The 15,928-nt window shown below is 65.5% G+C and carries 13 protein-coding genes; 3 read left to right on the plus strand and 10 right to left on the minus strand.

Translation table 11 applies throughout. The annotated features are described in order from the left end of the window. Positions 1-176: 176 nt before the first annotated feature. Positions 177-860, plus strand: a complete 684-nt coding sequence (locus tag ACHMXB_RS08000) for a vitamin K epoxide reductase family protein (protein WP_395404276.1) — start codon at positions 177-179, stop codon at positions 858-860. A 118-nt stretch (positions 861-978) separates the two neighbouring features. Here the strand turns inward: ACHMXB_RS08000 and ndk are convergent, their stop codons facing one another. The 4 genes from ndk to ileS are packed head-to-tail and all read right to left on the minus strand — an operon-like array spanning position 979 to position 6,666. Continuing rightward, positions 979-1,398 (minus strand): nucleoside-diphosphate kinase, encoded by a 420-nt coding sequence (gene ndk, locus ACHMXB_RS08005; protein WP_395404278.1) that lies wholly within the window; start codon positions 1,396-1,398, stop codon positions 979-981. A 40-nt stretch (positions 1,399-1,438) separates the two neighbouring features. Beyond that, positions 1,439-1,948 carry a DUF4233 domain-containing protein gene (locus tag ACHMXB_RS08010; RefSeq protein ID WP_395404280.1) on the minus strand — a complete coding sequence of 170 codons (510 nt, stop codon included), beginning with the start codon at positions 1,946-1,948 and terminating at the stop codon, positions 1,439-1,441. Continuing rightward, a complete protein-coding gene (locus ACHMXB_RS08015) occupies positions 1,948-3,321 on the minus strand; it encodes a bifunctional folylpolyglutamate synthase/dihydrofolate synthase (protein WP_395404282.1) in 1,374 nt (457 codons plus the stop codon). Before ACHMXB_RS08015 ends, ACHMXB_RS08010 begins: the two co-directional genes overlap by 1 nt. Before the next feature lie 3 nt (positions 3,322-3,324). Beyond that, complete coding sequence (ileS, locus tag ACHMXB_RS08020) at positions 3,325-6,666, minus strand: isoleucine--tRNA ligase (RefSeq protein ID WP_395404284.1); 3,342 nt, start codon at positions 6,664-6,666, stop codon at positions 3,325-3,327. Between the two features lie 327 nt (positions 6,667-6,993). Between ileS and ACHMXB_RS08025 the strand changes: the two genes are divergently transcribed. After that, entirely contained in the window at positions 6,994-8,031 is a 1,038-nt protein-coding gene (locus ACHMXB_RS08025) for an endonuclease/exonuclease/phosphatase family protein (protein ID WP_395404286.1), read from the plus strand. An 18-nt stretch (positions 8,032-8,049) separates the two neighbouring features. On the opposite strand, the gene ACHMXB_RS08030 is transcribed toward ACHMXB_RS08025, so the two are convergent. Together ACHMXB_RS08030 and ACHMXB_RS08035 are read right to left on the minus strand one after the other, a co-directional pair. Beyond that, complete coding sequence (locus tag ACHMXB_RS08030) at positions 8,050-8,841, minus strand: SDR family oxidoreductase (protein ID WP_395404288.1); 792 nt, start codon at positions 8,839-8,841, stop codon at positions 8,050-8,052. 60 nt (positions 8,842-8,901) lie between these two features. Next, positions 8,902-9,276 carry a DUF488 domain-containing protein gene (locus ACHMXB_RS08035; RefSeq protein WP_395404290.1) on the minus strand — a complete coding sequence of 125 codons (375 nt, stop codon included), beginning with the start codon at positions 9,274-9,276 and terminating at the stop codon, positions 8,902-8,904. Positions 9,277-9,359: 83 nt separating this feature from the next. Between ACHMXB_RS08035 and valS the strand changes: the two genes are divergently transcribed. Continuing rightward, positions 9,360-11,981, plus strand: coding sequence for a valine--tRNA ligase (gene valS / locus ACHMXB_RS08040; protein WP_395404292.1), 2,622 nt, complete (start codon positions 9,360-9,362; stop codon positions 11,979-11,981). A 360-nt stretch (positions 11,982-12,341) separates the two neighbouring features. Here the strand turns inward: valS and ACHMXB_RS08045 are convergent, their stop codons facing one another. The 4 genes from ACHMXB_RS08045 to ACHMXB_RS08060 all read right to left on the minus strand — a co-directional run bounded on the left by ACHMXB_RS08045 (position 12,342) and on the right by ACHMXB_RS08060 (position 15,873). Then, positions 12,342-12,956, minus strand: coding sequence for a DsbA family protein (locus ACHMXB_RS08045; protein ID WP_395404294.1), 615 nt, complete (start codon positions 12,954-12,956; stop codon positions 12,342-12,344). A 120-nt stretch (positions 12,957-13,076) separates the two neighbouring features. Continuing rightward, positions 13,077-14,363 carry an ATP-dependent Clp protease ATP-binding subunit ClpX gene (gene clpX / locus ACHMXB_RS08050; protein ID WP_111905596.1) on the minus strand — a complete coding sequence of 429 codons (1,287 nt, stop codon included), beginning with the start codon at positions 14,361-14,363 and terminating at the stop codon, positions 13,077-13,079. Positions 14,364-14,559: 196 nt separating this feature from the next. Then, on the minus strand, positions 14,560-15,219 hold the full coding sequence (locus ACHMXB_RS08055; RefSeq protein WP_111905627.1) for an ATP-dependent Clp protease proteolytic subunit: 660 nt from the start codon (positions 15,217-15,219) through the stop codon (positions 14,560-14,562). A gap of 39 nt (positions 15,220-15,258) precedes the next feature. Further along, the gene (locus ACHMXB_RS08060) at positions 15,259-15,873 is read right to left on the minus strand and encodes an ATP-dependent Clp protease proteolytic subunit (protein ID WP_003803391.1); all 615 of its coding nucleotides are present in this window, start codon (positions 15,871-15,873) and stop codon (positions 15,259-15,261) included. Between the last annotated feature and the right edge of the window lie 55 nt (positions 15,874-15,928).

The following is a 15,928-nucleotide window of genomic DNA, read 5'->3' on the forward strand; positions in this document are numbered from 1 at the left end:
GGAGTTTGAATGTGGTTCGCGCTCCAGCCACGTTTATTCTCTCATATTGCCGTTCAAATACGCTGTAATTGTGTGACAACGCCGGTCAATGCTGCCATCGGCTAGGGGTACAGCCCGCGTCAAGCTGGCGGCGATACAATCTGGGCAGGAGCACCCCAGACAAAGGACGCCATCCCATGCCACGCACTTCGCCTTCCACAGGCACGGACTACGAACAGGGCCAGCAGGACGCTGCCCGGCCCGCCGCGGCTTCGGCCGGTGCCGCCGTGCCGGCCATGACGCGCGACCGCCCCTTCGGCTGGCTGCTGGTCATCACCGGCGTTGTGGGCTGGCTGGCATCCGGCATTCTGGTGCTGGAAAAGCTTGAGGTCCTCAAGGATCCCAACCATGCCACCGTTTGCGACGTGAACCCCTGGATTTCCTGCGGGCAGGTCATGCAGACGTGGCAGAGTTCGGTCTTCGGCTTCCCGAACATGTTCATCGGAATAGTCGCCTTCGGCATCACGACCACAGTGGGCATGGCGCTGCTCGCCGGCGCCCGCTTTGCCCGCTGGTACTGGCTCGGGCTGCAGGCCGGCATCACCCTCGGCTTCATCTTCGTGGTGTGGCTGTGGTCGCAGGCGCTGTACTCCATCCACATCCTGTGTCCGTTCTGCATGGTGGTCTGGGCAGCGATGATTCCGCTCTTCGTCTGGGTCACCGTGCGGAACGTGGTCCGCGGCGTGATTCTGGCGCCGGCAGGCCTGGCCCGGATCCTGGGCGACTCCGGCTGGATCATCACTGCGCTGCTCTACGTCGCCGTAATCGCCACGATTTTCTTCGCATTCATCCAGGTGTTCGTCGGCACCTCGGGCTTCTAGCCAACGACTTATAAACGAAAAAGCGCGAACTGGCAGCTAACGCCCTCAAAACCAGCTTTTGGGGGCATCAGCTGCCAGTTCGCGCTTAACCTGCCGCGCGCTTAACCTGGCGGGAGGCTTAGGCCTGGAACCAGATCTTGATTTCGCGCTCGGCCGAGTCCACCGAATCAGAACCGTGAACGAGGTTCTGCTGGACCTTCAGGCCCCAGTCGCGGCCGAAGTCGCCGCGGATAGTGCCGGGGGCCGCCGTCGTCGGGTCCGTGGTGCCGGCCAGCGACCGGAAGCCCTCGATCACGCGGTGGCCTTCGAAGATCGCTGCGACCACGGGGCCGCTGAGCATGAACTCCACGAGCGGCTCGTAGAACGGCTTGCCCACGTGCTCCTCGTAGTGCTGCTCGAGCAGTTCCCGGCTGGCGCTGGTCTTCTTGAGTTCGGCCAGGGTGTAGCCCTTGGCTTCGATCCTCTTGAGGATTTCGCCCGTCAGGTTGCGGGTGACGCCGTCCGGCTTGATCAGGACAAGGGTGCGCTCAATGCTCACAGTTGCTCCAAGGGGTTGGTTGTGGGTTTCGACGGTAAGTCTACGGGGTCTGGCCGCAGCTTTCAGTGCCTGAGCCTTCGGTGCCGGCGCCTTCATTGCCGGCGGCCGCCGGGTGCGCGGCATCCGGGTGCGCGGCATCCCATTCAGCCTGCGCCCGGTCCCGCTGGGCGGATTCGCGGTCGATCCGGATGCCGGCCCGGATGCCGTACCACCAGGCGAGGGCGAACAGCGCGCCCACGAGGAACATCAGCGGTTCCGCGAAGCCGCTCAGGATGAGCACCACCTGCAGGATCCAGCCCAGCGCCACGCCCCACGGCTTGGACAGCACCGCGCAGGCGAGGATCAGCACCGCGCTCAGTCCGATGCCCACCGAGAGGATCAGCGCCGGGGAGATCTCGGCGCGGCGCAGGCCGAACACCGCCAGCGTTGCGAAGAAGACCACGAAGGCCTCCAGCAGCAGGACCGTCGAGGCGAACATGACCTTGGTGGACCGCCGCTTCTTGGGCATGCCCGGGCGCCATTCACGCTGGGCCTTGGTCAGCCGGGCCATCAGTCGGCTGCCTTTCCAAGCAGGATGCGGGCATCCGCCACCAGCGTGATGGAGCCGGTCACCAGTACGCCGCCGGCAAGGTCGTCGTTCGCTTCGGCGCGTTCAACGGCCCACTCCAGCGCGTCGTCCAGCTTTTCGGCGATGTGCACGTTTTCCTCGCCAAAGCCGAGGTCGACGGCGAGCTCCGCCAGTTCCGCGGCAGGCACTGCCCGCGGTGAGTTGGACTGGGTGAAGCAGAATTCCTCCGCGAGGTCGCCCAGGGATTCCTTGAGCTGGCGCAGGATCTCCTCGGCGTCCTTTTCCTTGAGCACGCCCACCACCACCACCAGCTTGCTGAAGCTGAAGGCCTCCTGGATCGCCTCGGCTGACGCCCGGATGCCGTCCGGGTTGTGGGCGGCGTCCACGATGATGGTGGGGGCTGTCCGTACGACTTCAAGGCGGCCCGGGGACGACACAGTGCCGAAGGCTTCCTGCAGGACCTCCAGGGACAGCTCCTTCTCGCCGCCGCCAAGGAATGCCTCCAGCGCAGCCACGGCCACGGCGGCGTTCTCGGCCTGGTGGGCGCCGTGCAGCGGAATCATGAGGTCCGGGTAGCGGCCGGCGAGGCCCTGGACGGTCACCACCTGTCCGCCGACGGCGACCTGCCGCGATTCGACGCCGAATTCCACGCCTTCGAAGCGGAACGGCACCTGCACCTCCTTGGCCTTCTCCAGCAGGACCTGTGCGGCATCCAGCGGCTGGGCCGCGCTGACGAGGAAGCCGCCGGGCTTGATGATGCCGGCCTTCTCGTAGGCGATGTCCTCGGTGGTGTCGCCCAGCAGGTCGGTGTGGTCGAGGGAGATAGGTGTCACCACGGACACCTGGCCGTCGCCCACGTTGGTGGCGTCGGTGATGCCGCCGAGGCCCACCTCCATGATGGCCACGTTGACCGGCTGGTCCGCGAACACGGCGAAAGCCAGGATGGTCAGGCACTCGAAGTACGTCAGCCGGGGCTGGCCCTCCGCGGTGAGTTCGCCGTCGACGATCTGCAGGTACGGCCGGATCTCGTCCCAGATGCGCACGAACGTCTCGTCGGACACCGGCTCGCCATCCAGGCTAATCCGTTCCGTGACCTTGGACAGGTGGGGGCTGGTGTAGCGACCGGTGCTGAGGCCGTGGGCGCGCAGGCCGGCCTCGATCATCCGGGCCGTGGACGTTTTGCCGTTGGTTCCGGTGATGTGGATGATCGGGTAGGCCTTGTTCGGCTCCCCCAGCACATCCATGGCGCGGAACAGCGGAGCAAGCCGGGGCTCCATCTTGTTTTCCGGCGCCCGGCCCAGCAGCTCGGCGTAGACGCTTTCCACGGAGAATTCGTCGGTCGGTTCAGAAGTCATTGCTCAGGCCCCCACTTTTTCGACAGTGATGCGCGGTTCAGCAGAGTCGGCAGGCACGGCGTCCAGCTCCAGCGTCAGCGTTTCGGTCTTCACCAGCTCGGCGTTCGCCAGCAGGGCGTCGATGACGTTCTGCGCGGCGTTCACGCTGGTCCGGATCCGGTCGCTGACGTTCAGCCCGGCGTCCTTGCGCGCCTGCTGGATGGCACGGACCATGTCCCGGGCCAGGCCTTCGGCCTCAAGCTCGGGGGTGACCTCGGTGTTGAGCACCACGAAACCTCCTCCAGGAAGAACAGCGACGGAGGCCGAACCGCCGTCGGACTCTGCCACCACCGTCTCCAGCGTGTATTCCTGCGGTTCCAGCTCGAGGCCGCCAGCGGTGACCACGCCGGCGTCGGAGACAAACCAGTCGCCGGACTTGGAACCCTTGATGGCCAGCTGCACGTTTTTGCCGAGGCGCGGGCCGGCGGCGCGGGCGTTGACCACGAGCTTCTGCTCGATGCCGAACTCCTCCGGGGAGGCGCTGGCGGCATCCAGCAGGCGGACCGAGCGCAGGTTCAGTTCATCGGCGACGACGGCGGCAAAGCCTCCCAGCGCATCTGCACCGGGTGCCACCACAGTGAGTTCCTGCAGCGGGAGGCGCACGCGCAGGTTGGCGGCCTTCCGCAGCGAGGAGCCGGTGGAGCAGATCTGCTGCACGCGGTCCATCGCCTCGACCAGGGCGGCGTTGGACGGGAACAGCTCCGGGTCCGGCCAGTCGGCGAGGTGCACGGAGCGGCCGCCGGTGAGGCCGCGCCAGATCTCCTCGGAGACCAGCGGCAACAGCGGGGCGGCCACGCGGCACACGGCTTCGAGGGCTGTGTACAGGGCGTCGAAGGCGTCGGCGTTCTCGTCGAAGAAGCGCTGCCGGCTGCGGCGGACGTACCAGTTGGTGAGCATGTCCAGGTAGCTGCGGAGTTCGTCGCAGGCGCCGGAGATGTCATAGGTGTCCAGCTGGGCGGTCATGTTCCGGACGAGGTCGCCGGTGTTGGCCAGCAGGTACTGGTCCAGCGTGTCCGTGTAGCCGTCGTACCGCAGCTGGGCGTCATACCCGTTCGCTGTTCCGTCCACTTTGTTCGATGCGTTCGTGTACAGCGTGAAGAAGCTGTAGACGTTCCAGAGAGGCAGGATGACTTGGCGTACGCCGTCGCGGATACCCTGCTCGGTGACCACGAGGTTGCCGCCGCGCAGGATGGGGCTGGACATGAGGAACCAGCGCATGGCGTCGGAGCCGTCGCGGTCCAGCACCTCGGAGACGTCCGGGTAGTTGCGCAGGCTCTTGGACATCTTCTGCCCGTCGGAGCCCAGCACGATGCCGTGGCTGATGACGTTCCGGAAGGCCGGGCGGTCAAACAGCGCGGTGGACAGGATGTGCAGCATGTAGAACCAGCCGCGGGTCTGTCCGATGTACTCCACGATGAAGTCGGCCGGGTTGTGGGTGTCGAACCAGGCTTCGTTCTCGAACGGGTAGTGCACCTGGCCGTACGGCATGGAGCCGGAGTCGAACCAGACGTCCAGCACGTCCTCCACGCGGCGCATGACCGACTGGCCCTCTTCGGGGGTGCGGGGATCGTCCGGATTGGGCCGGGTCAGTTCGTCGATGAACGGCCGGTGCAGATCCACCTGGCCGTCCTTGTTCAGCGGCAGCCGGCCGAAGTCGGCCTCGATGTCCGCGAGCGAGCCGTACACGTCAGTGCGCGGGTACTCGGGGTCGCTGGACTGCCACACCGGGATGGGGCTGCCCCAGTAGCGGTTGCGGCTGATGGACCAGTCGCGGGCGTTGGCGAGCCACTTGCCGAACTGGCCGTCCTTGACGTTGCCGGGGATCCAGTTGATCTCCTGGTTCAGCTCGGACATCCGGTCGCGGAACTTGGTCACCTCCACGTACCAGGACGAGACGGCGCGGTAGATCAGCGGGTTGCGGCAGCGCCAGCAGTGCGGGTAGCTGTGCTCGTAGCTGGCCTGGCGGACCAGCCGGCCCTGGGCGCGGAGCACCTGGGTGATGGGCTTGTTGGCTTCGAAGACCTGCAGCCCGACGATGTCGTGCAGGTCGCCGTGGGCGAACAGGTGCAGGAACTTGGCGCCCTCGTCCACGGAGAGGACCACGGGGATGCCGGCTTCTTCACAGACCTTCTGGTCGTCCTCACCGTAGGCCGGAGCCTGGTGGACGATGCCGGTGCCGTCGGTGGTGGTGACGTAGTCGGCCACGAGGAACTGCCAGGCGTTTTGGGTGCCGTACTTTTCCGTGTCGGCGAAGTCGTGCCAGAGCGGCTCGTAGGTGAGTCCCTCGAGCTCGGCGCCGGTGTGGGTCGAGGTGACAGCGGCGGCCGCGGCCGCCGCGCCAGCGGCACCATCACCGTAGCCCAGGTCCTTTGCGTAGCTGCCCAGCAGGTCTTCGGCCAGCAGGAAGCTGCCGGTGACGGGTGCCTCGGCCGAGGCGGCCTTGACGCCGTTCGGGCCGGCGGGCAGCACGGCGTAGCTGATGGAAGGCCCGACGGCGAGCGCCAAGTTGGTGGGCAGCGTCCAGGGGGTGGTGGTCCAGGCGAGCGCCTGCACACCGGCCAACTGCTTGGACAGTTCCGACTCCCCCGCCTTGACGGGGAAGGTCACCGTGACGGTCTGGTCCTGGCGGTTCTTGTAGACGTCGTCGTCCATGCGCAGCTCATGGTTGGACAGCGGCGTCTCGTCCTTCCAGCAGTACGGGAGCACGCGGTAGCCGTTGTAGGTCAGGCCCTTCTCGTGCAGCTGTTTGAAGGCCCAGAGCACGGACTCCATGTACTCGACGTTGAGCGTCTTGTAGTCGTTGTCGAAGTCCACCCAGCGGGCCTGGCGGGTGACGTACGCCTGCCATTCGTTGGCGTACTTCATCACGGAGGCGCGGCAGGCGTCGTTGAACTTGTCGATGCCCATGGCCTCGATCTGGGTCTTATCCGTCATGCCCAGCTGCTTCATGGCTTCCAGCTCGGCGGGAAGGCCGTGGGTGTCCCAGCCGAAGCGGCGCTCCACGCGCTTGCCGCGCTGGGTCTGGTAGCGGCCCACCAGGTCCTTGGCGTAGCCGGTCAGCAGGTGGCCGTAGTGCGGCAGGCCGTTGGCGAAGGGCGGCCCGTCATAGAAGACGAATTCGTTGCTGCCGGGGGCGCCGCCGGGAAGGTCGGCACTGCGCTGGTCGATGCTTGCCTGGAAAGTGCCGTCCTCGTCCCAGTACTTAAGGATCCGCTCCTCGATCTCCGGGAACTTCACGGAGGCGGACACTCCTGCAGAGGAGCCCGGGCCGGAGGGGGCTGCTGAGGCCTTGGGGTAATACGTCATCTCGACATCCTGGGTTGAGCTGGTGAACAAATTCAGGATGCGAGGACGGCGCGCCTGCAGTCTTACAACTGCACCGGCACCGCGGTACCACCTCACTTACCGCTGCCAACTCCAGGGGAGTTCGACGACGGCCGCTCATTGCTGCTGTGACGGGCTTACCCGTCCGGTTCTACTGGCCTGGTCCCCGCGATCGGTTGTGCGCACCGCGGGCCGGGTGTTCTTCCGGAAGCTCACCGGTGATGGCCGGGTCAAAGCTGCTGGCTCCAGTCTAACTGCTGTGGCAGGGGCCGCCACAACCCGGCGGCGCCCTCAGCCTAGACTCGATCCATGACTGCTTCGGCCCTCCGCACACAACCCGTCTGGTGGCTGCTGGCGCTCTGCATCCTCCTGCCGGTCGCTGCGCTTTCGGTGTTCCGTGCCATCCCGGCCGAGTGGCCCACGCCAGTGGTGCAGCTGCTGTCCTTCACCCCGTGGCTGGCGATTCCCGCCGCGCTTGCGTTGGCCCTGGCGCTGCTGGGCCGGCGGCATCTGGTCACGGCTGCTGCCGCACTGCTTTTCGGAGCCCAGCTTTTCTGGCTCTGGGCGCCGGATGCGGGTCGGGCGGATGAAGGGGCAACAGACGCCGGAGCCTCCGGTACCGGCAGCAGCGTTCCGCTGACGGTGATGAGCATCAACTCCCGCTTTGGCAGGGCCGACGCCGCCGAAATCGTCCGGCTGGTCCGGGACAACGCAGTGGAACTCCTCGCCATCCAGGAGTACACCCAGGCGCTGGAGGACCGTCTGGCGGCGGAAGGCCTGGGGAGTTTCCTGCCCAACAGGATCAGCAGCCCAACCGAGAACGGCTCGGGCAGTGCAACGTACTCACAACACCCCATCCAGGCCATAGGCCTGATTCCCGACACCCCGTTCCAGATTCCGACCTTCAGGGTGACCCTGCCTGCTGCGGGTGCCGCGCCCGCCGTTCTTGAGGTCACGAACGTGCACACCCTCCCGCCGGTGGATGTCCGTGTGGGGCAGTGGCGCAGCGACCTGGAATCGCTGGGCCGGCTGGTGACCCGCAACGGGGCCGACGGCCAGAACAACCGGGTGCTGCTTGGGGACTTCAACGCCACCTACGACCACTCGGAGTTCCGCAAACTGCTCGACGCGGGCCCGGGTGGCCGGAAGCTGGTGGACGTCGGCACGGCATCCGGGGCGCGGTTCACGCCCACGTGGCCGATGGACGGCCAGGCACTGCCCGGCATCACCATCGACCACGTGATCACCAGTCCGCGCATTCCGGCGTCGGGCTATGCCGTGCACCGCGTGGCCGGTACGGACCATGCGGCGGTGATTGCCACGCTGGAGGTTCCGACGGCCGGATAGAGGCTGGCGTTAGCCTGCTCAGGCCTGCTTGCGGATCAGCTTGAAGGTCGAGGCCTGCGCTACCGGGCGGATGACGATCTGGTCGAGGTTCACATGGTGCGGTGCGCTCACGGCGTAGCGCACCACGTCGGCCACGTCCTCGGCGGTGAGCGGCTTCTCCACGCCCTGGTACACCTTGCCGGCCGATTCCGCGTCACCAAGCCGGTTGAGGGCGAACTCCTCGGTCTGGACCAGGCCGGGCGCGACCTCGATGACCCGGACGTTGTGGTCGGCCTCTTCCAGCCGCAGCGCCCCGGTCAGGGCATGCTGGGCGAACTTGGCGGCGTTGTAGCCGCCGCCGCCTTCGTAGGCATCCAGACCGGCCGTGGAGGTCAGGTTCAGGATGGTGCCCTCGCCGTGTTCGCGCAGCATCGGCAGGAAGGCGCGGGTCAGCTTCATGGTTCCGAGGACGTTCACGCGGTACATCCACTCCCAGTCCTCGGTCACGGCCTGCCCCACACGGTCCGCCCCGCGGGCGCCGCCGGCGATGTTGACCAGCGTGTCGATCCCGCCGGCGGAGATCACCTCTGCCAGGAGGTGTGCGACGTCCGCATCCTCGGAAATATCGGCGGCGAGGGCGACGGCGCCGGTCTCGGCTTCCAGCGCGGCCAGCCGTTCCTGGCGGCGGGCGACGGCGTACACGGTCCAGCCATCTGCACGGAGCGCGCGGACGGTGGCCTCGCCAATGCCGGAGCTGGCGCCTGTAACGAGGGCTGCCTTCTTGGTGGACTTGTTGGTGGACACGTCAGAGCTTGCGGAAACCTCAGTCATGGCACCACCCTAGCGCCAACCGCAGGGTGGGCCAGCCCAACGTTTACTCCCGCGAACCGCTCACTTTCCCGAACCCCGTGCTGCCAGGAACTCCAGCAGAACTTTGGCATGGTTCACCTCCGGATCCCGGGCGGCGTACAGCAGCGTCACCTTCCGGTGCTTGGCCGCCAGGTCCCGGAGCTGCTCCACCGCAGGGTTGCCCGCCAGCTCATCCTCATACTGGGCACGGAAGTCCTCGAAACGCTCCTGCATGTGGGCGAATTCCTGCCGCAGCGGCGGCGACGGCGCCACGTCCTTGAGCCACAGCTCCAGCTGGGCCCTTTCCTTACTGACTCCGCGCGGCCAGAGCCTGTCCACCAGAACCCGGCAGCCGTCGTCGGCCGCGGGCTCCTCATAGATGCGTTTGATCGCAAAGGAAGCGCCTGCTTTGCCCATAGGCCGCATGCTACTCCGGTCATCCCGCGGCAGCGCCCGCCGCCGGGCAGGAAACAACTGCCCGGCATGAAACAATTGAGCACATGGCTGAATCAACGCAGGGTACAGACACGCCCGCCACCGCCCCCATCAACGTTCCCGACAAGCCGGCCCTGGAGGGCCTGGAGGCTGCCCTTACGCAGCGCTGGCTCGAGGAAGGAACCTACCGGTTCGACCCCGACACCACCCGGGACAAGGTCTACTCGATCGACACTCCCCCGCCCACCGCTTCCGGTTCCCTCCACGTGGGCCACATGTTCTCCTTCACGCAGACCGACGTGCAGGCCCGCTACATGCGCATGACCGGCAAGAACGTCTTCTACCCCATGGGCTGGGACGACAACGGCCTGCCCACCGAGCGCCGCGTCCAGAACTACTACGGTGTCCGCTGCGATCCCGCCATCCCCTACAACCCGGACTACCAGCCGCCGGCACAGCCGGCGAAGAACCAGCGGGACTTCGACGTCGTCTCCCGGCAGAACTTCATCGAACTCTGCGAGGAACTTGCCGTCGAGGACGAGAAGGTCTTTGAGAACCTGTTCCAGACCCTCGGCCTGTCCGTTGACTGGAACCTCACCTACCGCACCATCGACGACACGTCCCGCGCTGTGTCCCAGCGCGCCTTCCTTGCGAACCTGTCTGCCGGCGACGCCTACATGGCCGAGGCGCCCACGCTCTGGGACGTCACCTTCCGCACTGCCGTGGCCCAGGCCGAGCTTGAGGACCGCGAGGTGCCGGGCGCGTACTACCGCTACCCGTTCTTCACCGCCGACGGCGAGAAGATCTTCATCGAGACCACGCGTCCCGAACTGCTCGCGGCCTGCGCCGCCCTGGTGGCAAACCCCGACGACGAGCGGTACCAGCCGCTGTTCGGCAAGACCGTGAAGTCCCCGCTGTTCGACGTCGAGCTCGAGGTCAAGGCCCACCCGCTGGCCAAGGCGGACAAGGGCTCGGGCATCGCGATGGTCTGCACCTTCGGCGACCTGACCGACGTGACCTGGTGGCGCGAACTCCAGCTTCCCACCCGTGCGATCGTGGGCCGCGACGGCCGCATCCTCGCCGAGACCCCGGAGTGGATCACCACGGATGCCGGCCGCGAGGCCTACGCCGCGATCGCCGGCAAGACGGTCTTCTCCGCCAAGGAAGCCGTGGTGGAGCTCCTCACCGCAGCGGACCTGCTCGACGGCGAGCCCAAGAAGATCACCCACCCGGTGAACTTCTTCGAAAAGGGTGACAAGCCCCTCGAGGTGGTCACGTCCCGGCAGTGGTACATCCGCAACGGCGGCCGCGACGAGGACCGCCGCGAACGCCTGATCGGCCGCGGCAAGGACATCGACTTCCACCCGTCCTTCATGCGCTCCCGCTACGAAAACTGGATTGCCGGCCTGAACGGCGACTGGCTGGTCTCCCGCCAGCGCTTCTTCGGCGTGCCGATCCCGGTCTGGTACCCGCTGGACGCCCAGGGCAACCCGGACTACGACAACCCTGTCCTGCCCTCGGACGAGTCCCTGCCGGTGGACCCTGCGGCCGACGCGGCGCCGGGCTACGACGAGTCCCAGCGTGACCAGCCCAACGGCTTCACCGGTGACGCTGACGTGCTGGACACTTGGGCAACCTCCTCCCTGACCCCGCAGATCGTGGGCGGCTGGAGCCGGGACGAGGACCTGTTCGCCAAGGTGTTCCCGTTCGACCTGCGCCCGCAGGGACACGACATCATCCGCACCTGGCTGTTCTCCTCCGTCGTACGTGCCGACGCCCTGCAGGACGTCGCACCCTGGAAGCACGCGGCCATCTCCGGCTGGATCCTGGACCCGGACCGCAAGAAGATGTCCAAGTCCAAGGGCAATGTGGTGGTGCCCACCGACGTGCTGAACGAGTACGGGTCCGACGCCGTCCGCTACTGGGCAGCCTCCGCACGCCTGGGCGCGGACACCGCCTACGAGATCGCGCAGATGAAGATCGGCCGCCGCCTGGCCATCAAGCTGCTGAACGCCTCGAAGTTCGTGCTGAACCTCGGCGCCACGGAGAACTCCGTGGTTTCCACAGACCTCTCCGTCCTGACGAATCCCCTGGACCGTGCCCTGCTGGCCCAGCTCTCCGACGTCGTGGCCCAGGCCACGAAGGCGTTCGACAACTACGACTACGCCCGGGCGCTGCAGATCAGCGAATCGTTCTTCTGGCAGTTCACCGACGACTACGTCGAGCTGATCAAGGACCGCGCCTACGGTGCTGCCGGCGAGACGGAGCAGGCTTCGGTTCTCGCTGCCCTCGCCACCACACTGGATTCGCTGCTGCGCCTCTTCGCGCCGTTCCTCCCCTTCGCCACCGAAGAGGTCTGGGGCTGGTGGCGGGCCGGTTCCGTGCACCGCGCCGCCTGGCCGGCTCCGCTGGAGATCGCCGACGGCGACACCGGCATGCTGGGGACCGTGGGCATTGCGCTCAGCGGCATCCGGAAGGCCAAGTCCGAGGCCAAGGTCAAGCAGCGCACCGAGGTCCTGTCGGCGACGATCACGGCGACCGAGTCCCTCGTGGCCCAGCTTCAGGCAGGCCTCGGGGACCTCAAAGCGGCGGCCAACGCGCAGGAAATCTCGCTCAACACCGGCGAAGGCGAGCTCACGGTCAGCGACGTTGAGCTGGCCCCCGCTGAGGAGCCGGCGCAGGCCTGATACGACGTGAGCCCGGAGCATTCCGGGCTCACCGGCCTATTTTTGGGCACTAAGCCCTACATTTGGGCAAAGGGGAAGCCCCATCAGCGTTTTGCCGTTGGTGGGGCTTCGACTTTTCGGCTGTCTGGTGACATCTTTGACAGTCTGGCAAGATCCTTAGAATTTCAGGTCTTCCTACCTTGTCACCGGTAGCCAGCTTCTAACTTTGCCGAAGGCTGCGTTGGAAGCATGTCACTGAATCTTTGGTTCCTGCGTCTCACTTCTTTCGAAGTGGGTAAGAACTATCTTTGTCCTCCTGTTGCAGATGCGCAAGAGCCCCGGCAGAACTACTCTGATGTAGTTCTGCCGGGGCTCAAGCGGTCAGTCGAAGGCAGGGCTTTCAGTCCGGCTGCGCTTGATCTCAAAGAAGTGCGGGTAGGACGCGAGCGTGACTGACGCGTCCCAGATCTTCCCGGCTTCCTCGCCGCGGGGAATGCGGGTGAGGACGGGTCCGAAGAACGCGGTGCCGTTGAAGGCGACGACGGGGGTTCCGACGTCCTGGCCCACCAGGGAGATGCCCTTTTCGTGGCTGGCACGCAGTTGGGGGTCGTACTCGTCGGAGCCGGCGGCGGCTGCCAGCTCGGCGGGGAGGCCGCAGTCGGCCAGGGACTTGCTGATGACGATCGAGAAGTCCTTCTCCCCGCCGTCATGGATCTGCGATCCCATGGCGTCGTACAGCGGCTTGACCACGTGGTCACCGTGCTGTTCCTGTGCGGCGATGATGACCCGGACCGGCCCCCAGGCCTTGTCCATGGCCTCGCGGTACTTGGGATCAAGGTCGCGGCCTTCGTTCAGCACGGACAGGCTCATGACGTGCCACTCCGTCTGGATGTTGCGGACGCCTTCCACCTCGCCGATCCAGCGGGAGGTAATCCAGGCGAACGGGCAGAGGGGGTCAAACCAGAAGTCGGCCTTGTGGGCGGCGGTTTCAGACACAGCAAATCTCCTCAGGGAAGTCTTCGGGGTGTGGCGCGCCGCAAAGCCTTACTCGCAGGGCACGCTTAAGCAACAGCGATGGATCAGGCCGTTTTATTCCGGAAAGGCGGATCAATCCGGCTAAGCGGACTTGTTCCGCCGCTTGGCCACGACGTCGTGCGTGATCATGGTGGGCTGAGCCTTCTTGCCCACCACGTCGGCCGTGATGACCACACTGGCAATGTCGTCCCTGCTGGGCAGGTCGAACATCACCGGGAGAAGGACTTCCTCCATGATGGCGCGCAGTCCGCGGGCTCCGGTTCCGCGTTCCAGGGCTTGGTCTGCAATCAGGTCCAGGGCATCGTCGTCGAACACCAGCTCCACGCCGTCCAGCTGGAACATCTTCTGGTACTGCTTGACCAGGGCGTTCTTGGGCGTGGAGAGGATCTGGATCAGGGCGGGGCGGTCCAGGTTGGAGACAGTGGTGATGACCGGCAGGCGGCCGATGAACTCCGGAATAAGTCCGAACTTCAAAAGGTCTTCCGGCATGACTTCGCCGTAGGAGTCGGTGTTCTTGACCTCGTTCAGGGGGGCTCCGAAGCCGATGCCCTTGCGGCCGGAGCGGGAACCGATGATGTCCTCCAGGCCGGCGAAGGCGCCGGCAACGATAAAGAGGACGTTCGTGGTGTCGATCTGGATGAATTCCTGGTGCGGGTGCTTGCGGCCGCCCTGCGGCGGAACCGAGGCAACCGTTCCTTCGAGGATCTTCAGCAGGGCCTGCTGCACGCCCTCGCCGGAGACATCGCGGGTGATCGAGGGGTTTTCGCTCTTGCGCGAGATTTTGTCGATCTCGTCGATGTAGATGATGCCCTGTTCGGCCTTCTTGACGTCATAGTCGGCGGCCTGGATGAGCTTGAGGAGGATGTTCTCCACGTCTTCGCCCACATACCCGGCTTCGGTCAGCGCGGTGGCGTCGGCGACGGCGAAGGGGACGTTCAGCCGGCGCGCCAGGGTCTGCGCAAGGTAGGTTTTGCCGCAGCCTGTCGGGCCTATCAGGAGAATGTTGGACTTCGCGATTTCAACGTCGTCGTGGTGGACGCCGTCGGCCAGCGTGCCGCTCTTGGGCGCGTGTCCGGCCTGGATCCGCTTGTAGTGGTTGTAGACCGCAACGGCGAGGGAACGCTTGGCCGGTTCCTGGCCAATGACGTACTCCTGCAGGAAGTCAAAGATTTCGCGGGGCTTGGGCAGTTCGAAACTGCCCAGATCGGCGACCTCTGCGAGTTCTTCCTCGATAATCTCGTTACAGAGCTCGATGCACTCGTCGCAGATGTAGACGCCGGGCCCGGCAATGAGCTTGCGTACCTGCTTCTGGCTCTTGCCGCAGAAAGAGCACTTGAGCAGATCCGCGCTCTCGCCAATCCGAGCCATATGTGAACCCCTTAGTATCTTGCCGCAAGGGCAGCTTTGCACCGGTTGTTTCTAACCACGGCCGGGATCCGGCAATGATTTACATCCACTCTAGGTCACATTCGGCCCAAGGGGTGGAAACCGGGCGCCGGTGCGGTTCAAAAATCTAAACCGCACCGGCGACCGTTACTGCTGTTTACCCGGCATGTGCCCGCATTTAGCGGGCAAGTGCCTGCGGCTTGATCTTGCGGGAATCAAGCACCTGGTCGATCAGACCGTAATCCTGGGCCTCGGCGGCGGTGAGGATCTTGTCGCGCTCGATGTCGTTGTTGACCTGTTCCGGCGTCCGGCCGGAGTGCTTGGCCAGGGTGTCCTCCAGCCAAGTCCGCATGCGCATGACTTCGGCCGCCTGGATCTCCAAGTCGGAGGCCTGTCCGCCCTGGCCGCCGGACAGCGCCGGCTGGTGGATCAGGACGCGGGCGTTGGGAAGTGCGAGCCGCTTGCCCGGTGTTCCCGCGGCCAGCAGCACGGCCGCAGCACTTGCCGCCTGGCCCAGGCACACGGTCTGGATCTCAGGGCGGATGTACTGCATGGTGTCGTAGATCGCGGTCATGGCCGTGAAGGAGCCGCCCGGCGAGTTGATGTAGAGGGTGATGTCACGGTCCGGGTCCGTGGACTCCAGTACCAGCAACTGCGCCATGATGTCATCGGCAGAGGCGTCGTCCACCTGGACTCCGAGGAAGATGATGCGGTCCTCGAAGAGCTTGGTGTAGGGATCCTGGCGCTTGAAGCCATACGGCGTGCGCTCCTCGAACTGCGGCAGGACGTAGCGGCTTGTCGGCAGGTTACCGGCAGACGATCCGAAATTGTAGTTCATGTTCATTGCTCCTGGATTCAGTTCTGTCTTGGTGCCGATTTAGCTCTGGCCGTTGGATGACGCGTTCTGGGTTCCGCCGCCGCCTGCGACAGATCCTGCGTGTGCCGAGATCTTGTCGAAGAAGCCGTATTCCAGCGCCTCCGTGGCCGTGAACCACTTGTCGCGGTCGTTGTCCTTGAGGATGGTTTCCACGGTCTGGCCGGTCTGGTCCGCCGTGAGCTCGGCCATGACCTTCTTCATGTGCAGGATCAGCTCGGCCTGGATCTTGATGTCCGAAGCCGTGCCGCCGATGCCGCCGGAGGGCTGGTGCATCAGGATGCGGGCGTTCGGGGTGGCGTAGCGCTTGCCCTTGGTGCCGGAGGACAGCAGGAACTGTCCCATGGAGGCCGCCAGGCCGGTGGCGACGGTAACGACGTCATTGGGGATGAACTGCATGGTGTCGTAGATGGCCATGCCGGCCGTCACCGAGCCGCCGGGCGAGTTGATGTAGAGGTAGATGTCCTTGTTGGGATCCTCGGCGGAAAGCAGCAGCAGCTGTGAGCAGATGGCGTTCGCGTTCTCGTCGCGGACCTCGGAGCCAAGCCAGATGATGCGCTCTTTCAGCAGGCGGTTGTAGATGTAGTTGTCCTGGGCTGCAGGATCGACGGTTGCCATGCGGGGGGCCGCTGCTTGCTGTGACATGTGTACTTACCTCTCGCTGGTGACGGTG

The sequence above is a fragment of the Arthrobacter sp. UC242_113 genome, assembly GCF_044054585.1.
In the GTDB taxonomy this organism is placed as follows: Bacteria; Actinomycetota; Actinomycetes; order Actinomycetales; family Micrococcaceae; genus Arthrobacter.